This window comes from Streptomyces sp., from assembly GCF_031178505.1.
Classification (GTDB): Bacteria; Actinomycetota; Actinomycetes; order Streptomycetales; family Streptomycetaceae; genus Streptomyces; species Streptomyces gulbargensis.
Genome location: NZ_JAPSIW010000447.1, coordinates 1 through 5,891 on the forward strand (window position 1 = coordinate 1; position 5,891 = coordinate 5,891).

At 72.9% G+C, this 5,891-nt stretch carries 7 protein-coding genes; 2 read left to right on the forward strand and 5 right to left on the reverse strand.

Annotated elements, in window-relative coordinates; translation table 11 throughout:
• Positions 1 to 51: 51 nt before the first annotated feature.
• The 4 genes from RIF68_RS24775 to RIF68_RS24790 all read right to left on the reverse strand — a co-directional run bounded on the left by RIF68_RS24775 (position 52) and on the right by RIF68_RS24790 (position 3,255).
• Positions 52 to 1,140 (reverse strand): PDZ domain-containing protein, encoded by a 1,089-nt coding sequence (locus RIF68_RS24775; RefSeq protein WP_309053510.1) that lies wholly within the window; start codon positions 1,138 to 1,140, stop codon positions 52 to 54.
• A gap of 61 nt (positions 1,141 to 1,201) precedes the next feature.
• On the reverse strand, positions 1,202 to 1,426 hold the full coding sequence (locus tag RIF68_RS24780; RefSeq protein WP_309053511.1) for a hypothetical protein: 225 nt from the start codon (positions 1,424 to 1,426) through the stop codon (positions 1,202 to 1,204).
• Positions 1,427 to 1,565: 139 nt separating this feature from the next.
• Entirely contained in the window at positions 1,566 to 2,027 is a 462-nt protein-coding gene (locus RIF68_RS24785) for a molybdenum cofactor biosynthesis protein MoaE (RefSeq protein WP_309053512.1), read from the reverse strand.
• Between the two features lie 112 nt (positions 2,028 to 2,139).
• Positions 2,140 to 3,255 carry an SDR family oxidoreductase gene (locus tag RIF68_RS24790; RefSeq protein WP_309053513.1) on the reverse strand — a complete coding sequence of 372 codons (1,116 nt, stop codon included), beginning with the start codon at positions 3,253 to 3,255 and terminating at the stop codon, positions 2,140 to 2,142.
• A gap of 191 nt (positions 3,256 to 3,446) precedes the next feature.
• On the opposite strand from RIF68_RS24790, the gene RIF68_RS24795 reads away from it, so the two are divergent.
• Together RIF68_RS24795 and RIF68_RS24800 are read left to right on the forward strand one after the other, a co-directional pair.
• Entirely contained in the window at positions 3,447 to 4,877 is a 1,431-nt protein-coding gene (locus RIF68_RS24795) for a zinc-dependent metalloprotease (RefSeq protein ID WP_309053514.1), read from the forward strand.
• Positions 4,874 to 5,398, forward strand: coding sequence for an NUDIX hydrolase (locus RIF68_RS24800; RefSeq protein WP_309053515.1), 525 nt, complete (start codon positions 4,874 to 4,876; stop codon positions 5,396 to 5,398). The genes RIF68_RS24795 and RIF68_RS24800 overlap by 4 nt, the downstream gene beginning before the upstream one ends.
• Positions 5,399 to 5,507: 109 nt before the next feature.
• Here RIF68_RS24800 and RIF68_RS24805 read toward each other — a convergent pair.
• The coding region (locus RIF68_RS24805) for an AIM24 family protein (RefSeq protein ID WP_309053516.1) at positions 5,508 to 5,891 on the reverse strand (384 nt) is incomplete at its 5' end.

Here is a 5,891-nt window from a genome sequence, read left to right on the forward strand (position 1 = left end):
CGGCGACCGGGCGCCCCTCGGCGTCTCGTCCCCCCTCCTGGGGCGGGCGGGTCAGCCCTTGGCGCAGCTCGGCAGGGACCGGGTGTCGCCCGCGCGGAGCTTCGCCAGCGAGGTCATCGCGTCGTCGATGGTCCTCACCTTGATGAGCGTGAGCCCCTCGGGCGTGTCGGAGGCGGCGGCCTCGCAGTTGTCGGCCGGCGTGAGGAAGTACGCGGCGCCCGCCTTCCGCGCGCCGACGAGCTTCATCTCGATGCCGCCGATCGGGCCCACCTCGCCCTTGTCGTCGATGGTGCCGGTGCCGGCGATGAACCGGCCGCCGGTCAGGCTCTCCGGAGTCAGCTTGTCGACGATGCCGAGCGCGAACATCAGACCGGCGCTGGGCCCGCCGACGTCCGCCAGGTTGATGTCGATGGTGAACGGGAAGGCGTGGTCGGTGCCGGCCTGGATGCCGACGATCGCCCGGTCGCCCTCCTCGGAGGTGGTGGTAGTGACGACCACCTTCCGGGTCACGGTGGGCTCCTTGCCGGCCTTCTCCGCCTCGGCCGCCGCCTTGGCGGGGACGAGGGTGAACGCGACGTCCTGGCCCGGCTTCCGCCGGGTGACCCGCTTGGCGACGTCACCGGGCGCGGTGACCGGGGTGCCGTCGACGGCCTTGATGACGTCACCGGCGTGCAGCTTGCCCTCGGCGGGGGAGCCCTTGACGACGCTCGCCACGACCACGCGCGTGGTGAAGGGGATGCCCAGCTCGCCGAGGGCCGCCACCTTGGCGCTCTCCTGCGACTGGCTGAATTCCTCGGCGTTCTCCTGGCTCGACTCCTCCTCCGTCTTCCCGTCCGGGTAGAGGGTGTCGTGCGGCACCACCACGTTGTCGTGGGCCAGCCAGCCGTAGACGGCCTCGACGGCGTTCATCTTGTAGTCCGCGCTGGTGACGCGGACCGTCGTCATGTTGAGGTGCCCGTCGGTGGGGTACGTCTTCCGCCCCGAGATCTGCAGAACGGGCTCGCCCCGGGCCTCTCCGAGGGTGTTCACCGTGGGCCCGGGGCTCATCTCCGCGTACGGCACCGGGATCAGGACGCCCGCGATGAGCAGGCAGATCAGAACCAGGGTGGAGGCGAGCATCGTCGCGGTGCGGCGTGGCATGGAACGACAGTACGGGACTCGCCTGTGGGTGCACCCGTGGGGCGGTCCGTCCGAGGCGGGGTCAGGTGGACGGCGAACCGGTGGCGGCGGTGGCGGCGGACGTCGTCGTGGAGGAGCCGGGGGCGGCGGGGGTGGCGTGGGACCGCTCCATGGCGTCCCGGAAACGGGCGTAGCCGGCGAGTTCCGCCACGTCACCTATGGTCTTGTTCCTCGATGCCCAGCTTCCCCATATCGCCGCGCCGACGACGGCGAACAGCGGGATCAGCAACCAGGCCAGCGCTGCCATTCCGGCCTCCCATCCCCAATGAGTCGATCAACAGATTATTCATCTGTGGCATCAACGCTCGTCCTTGGGGGCCGGTTACGCAAATCGGGCGTCCGGCTACACCCTGTCGGCGCGCCCCCTTGCCAGAACGCCCGGGGTGTCAGCAGGCGCCCACCCACTCCTCGGTTCCGTCCGAGAAGGTCTGGTGCTTCCAGATCGGCACCTCGTGCTTGAGGTCGTCGATCAGCTTGCGGCAGGCCTCGAAGGCCTCACCCCGGTGCGGACAGGAGACGGCCACGACGACCGCCAGGTCACCCACCCGCAGGTCGCCGACGCGGTGCACGGCCGCCAGGGCGCGGACCGGAAAGTCGGCGACGACCTTCTCCGCGACGCGGCGCAGCTCCGCCTCGGCGGTCGGGTGGCAGGAGTAGCCCAGGGCGTCGACGTCGGCGCCCCCGTCATGGTTGCGCACGGTGCCGACGAAGAGCGTCGTACCGCCGGCGGCGTCGTCCCCGACGGCGCGGAAGACCTCGTCGACGGAGAGCGGCGTGTCCCTGATCGCGAGGAGCTTGATCGGGTCGGCGGCGGCCTGCTCGCCGGGGTGGTCGTGCGTGTCAGCCATGGTGCCCATGGTGCCGTACGGCGTCGGCATCCCGTAATGGCGATTTCAACCGGTGGACCGGGCCCGCTCTGGGAGGGTCCTACAAGGGCCGCGGCCGGGCCCCGCGGGACCGCTACAGACCCAGGCCGCGCCGCTTCCGCATCTGCCGCACCAGCGCCGCCGTGCCGAGCAGCGCCACCGTCGCGCCGGCCGCTCCCGCCGCCGTCGCGTCCTTGCGGCCGAGCCGGCGGCCGACGACCGTGTGCCGGCCCTCGACCTCCTCCAGGAGCGCGGCGAGGACCGCCTCGTTCGTCCAGGCGGGCCGCCATCCGGCGTCGTGCAGCCGTCCCACGGACACGACCCACGGGTGCATGGTGTACGCGAGGTCGCCCGCCGGGGAGGGGGTGAGCCCGATCCGGTGCAGACGGGCCGCCGCGCCCAGCGCCACCGCCGAGGGCAGCTCCATGCGCCGGATCCCGGAGAGCTCCTCGACCTCCTCCTGCTCAAGCCAGCCGTCGCAGCCGACGGCGAACTCCCCGTCGACCTTCTCCAGGGCCGCGTACTCCAGGGCGCTCACCAGGTCCTCGACGTGGCAGAACTGCCAGGTGGGCCGGGATCCGGCGACGACAAGAAGCCGGGGCGACTCGAAGTAGCGGGTCAGCGCCGTGTCCGTGCCGCCGACGAGGATCGCCGGGCGGACCACGGTCACGTTGAGCCCGGGGTGGGCCCGGGGCGCGCGGCGGCCCAGGCGCTCGATCTCCAGCAGGTCGCCCACGCCGGTGGCCTCGGCCGTCGCGCGGAGCTCGGCGTCCTCGGAGAGCGGGATGTCGTTGTCGGGCAGGGCGCCGTAGACCATGGCGGAGGTGCAGAGCACCACCCGCCGGACCCCGGCCGCCGCGGCGGCCGTGAGCACGGTCTGCGTGCCGCGCACGTTGTAGGCCGTCCGGGCGGCGGGATCGGTCTCCAGGTCGAGATCGACGGCGAGGTGCACGACGACGTCCGCCCCGCGCAGCTTCTCCGCGATGGCCGGATCGCGGACGTCGAGGATCTGCCACCGCGCCTCGGGGACCTCGCCGCGGCGCTCGTCGATGGCGATGACCTGCTTGACCTCCTCCGAGGCGGCGAGGCGCCGGGTCAGCAGGTCACCGACGCCGGAGGCGGCGCCGGTGACCGCGACGACGGGGCCGCGCGCGGCGGACCGGGTGGACGGGTTTCGCGCTCCGCGAACCTGAGGATCTGGGGAACTCACCGGGCGTCTCCAGCGGTTGTCTTCAGTACGTACACGCGTGACGCGTACGGACCAGGTGGCGTCCATCCTGCCGCAGGGCACGGCCCGGCGGAGCACCGAGCCCATATCCGGCCCGGATGTCTACGCTGGTGGTGTGTAGCGGGCAGTCGCCGCCGGCAGGAGGCCGGCGGCCCTACGAGCCGAGGAAACCTGTGAGTGACACCCCATTCGGATTCGGCCTTCCGCCGGAGGAGCCGGAGAACGGCGACGAGGGCAAGAAGAAGGACCCCGCCGGAGGTGGCCAGGGGTCCGGCGGCCAGGGCGGCGGCAGCCCCTTCGGTGCCAACCCGTTCGGCTTCCCCCTGCCCGGCATGGGCGGCCCCGGCGGCGCCGACAACCCCTTCGCCGCGATGTTCGGCTCGCTGAACCCGAACGACCTGGGGGCGGCCTTCCAGCAGCTCGGCCAGATGCTGAGCTACGAGGGCGGTCCCGTGAACTGGGACATGGCCAAGCAGATCGCCCGCCAGGTGGTGGCCCAGGGCACCGCCGACGGCACGAAGGACGCCAGCGTGGGTCCGGCCGAGCGGACGGCCATCGAGGAGGCCGTGCGCCTCGCCGACCTCTGGCTCGACCAGGTCACCTCGCTGCCCTCGGGCGCCGGTACGGCGGTGGCGTGGAGCCGCGCCGAGTGGGTCGAGGCGACCCTGCCCGCGTGGCAGCAGCTGGTGGACCCGGTCGCGGAGCGGGTCGGCACCGCGATGGGCGATGTCCTCCCGGAGGAGATGCAGGCCATGGCCGGCCCGCTGATCGGGATGATGCGTTCCATGGGCGGCGCCATGTTCGGCCAGCAGATCGGGCAGGCCGTGGGCGCGCTCGCCGGTGAGGTCGTCGGGTCGACCGACGCCGGTCTGCCCCTGGGTCCGGCCGGCAAGGCCGCGCTCCTGCCGCTGAACGTGGCGGCCTTCGGCAAGGACCTCGGCGTCCCCGCGGACGAGGTGCGGCTCTACCTGGCACTGCGCGAGGCCGCCCACCAGCGGCTGTTCGCGCACGTGCCGTGGCTGCGGGCGCACCTGTTCGGCGCGGTGGAGAGTTACGCGCGCGGGATCAAGGTCGACACCTCGAAGCTGGAGGAGGCCGTCGGGCAGCTCGACCCGACGCACCCGGAGCAGCTCCAGGAGGCGCTGCAGTCCGGCATGTTCCAGCCGCAGGACACCCCGGAGCAGAAGGCCTCGCTGGCCCGCCTGGAGACGGCGCTCGCGCTGGTCGAGGGCTGGGTGGACGCGGTGGTCCACGAGGCCGCCAAGGCCCGCCTGACCTCGGCGGACGCACTGCGCGAGACGCTGCGGCGGCGCCGGGCGACCGGCGGTCCCGCCGAGCAGATGTTCGCCACGCTGATCGGCCTGGAGCTGCGTCCGCGCCGGCTGCGGGACGCGGCGCGCCTGTGGGCCTCGCTCACCGACGCCCGCGGCGTCGACGGCCGGGACGGCCTGTGGGAGCACCCCGACATGCTGCCGACGGCCTCGGACCTCGACGACCCGGACGGCTTCGTCCACAGCGAGCAGCCCGACTTCTCCGAGCTGGACAAGATGCTGGGCGAGGCCGCCAAGGGTGACACCCCGGAGGACGGGGACGGTCCGGCGTGACCCTGTACGACGACGCGGTCCTCGTCCTGAAGGGGTACGAGGACCAGCCGGAGCTGCGCCAGGTCTACCTGGACCACCTCGCGGCCCATCCGGACGGCATGTACAAGCCCTGCGGGGCCGGTCACCTCACCAGCAGCGCGCTGGTGATCGACCCCTCGCGAGGCCGGGTGCTGCTGACGCTGCACCGGAAGCTGAACATGTGGCTCCAGATGGGTGGCCACTGCGAGGAGGGCGACCGGACGGTCGCGGAGGCGGCGCTGCGGGAGGCGACGGAGGAGTCCGGCATCACGGACCTCACGCTGCTGCCGGGCGGGCCGGTGCGGCTGGACCGGCATCCGATCCCGGCGCCGTGCCACTGGCACCTGGACGTGCAGTACGCGGCCCTGGCCCCGGCCGGCGCGGAGGCCGCGATCAGCGACGAGTCGCTGGACCTGCGCTGGTTCGCCTACGACGAGGTGGCCGGCGTGGCGGACACCTCGGTGGTACGGCTCCTGGAGGGCACGCTGGCGCGGCTCGGGTGACCGGGCGGCTCGAGTGACCGGGCGGCTCGAGTGACCGGGCGGCTCGAGTGACCGGGCGTGCGAGGGGGGCGGTCGCCGTGGCGGCCGCCCCCCGTCCTGTCCAGACGGCTCAGTTCCAGGCGTTGTTCTGGTTCTGGGCCCGGGAGCCGTGCTGTCCCGCGCCGAACTGCGCGGCGACGCCCTGCCCGATGGCCGCGTGCTGCGGGGGCATGACCTCGCTCGGCTGCACGAGGGCGAAGCCCTGGCCGAGGAAACTGAGCTCCCAGCCCTCGCCCGTGCTGCCACGCCTGCGGCGGACGCTGGCGTTGTGCGTCTGCGCCTGCATCTGCACGCGCAGCCCGGTGGACCAGGCGACGATCGCGTCCGCGTCCACACTGACGTACTTCTCGGGCGTGACCTGCATCATCAGCGGCTGCCCCGAGGTCATGAGGGCGACCTTGCCCCGGCCGGAGATGTTGAGCTGGTACTTGCCGGAGCCGGAGATGCCGTACTG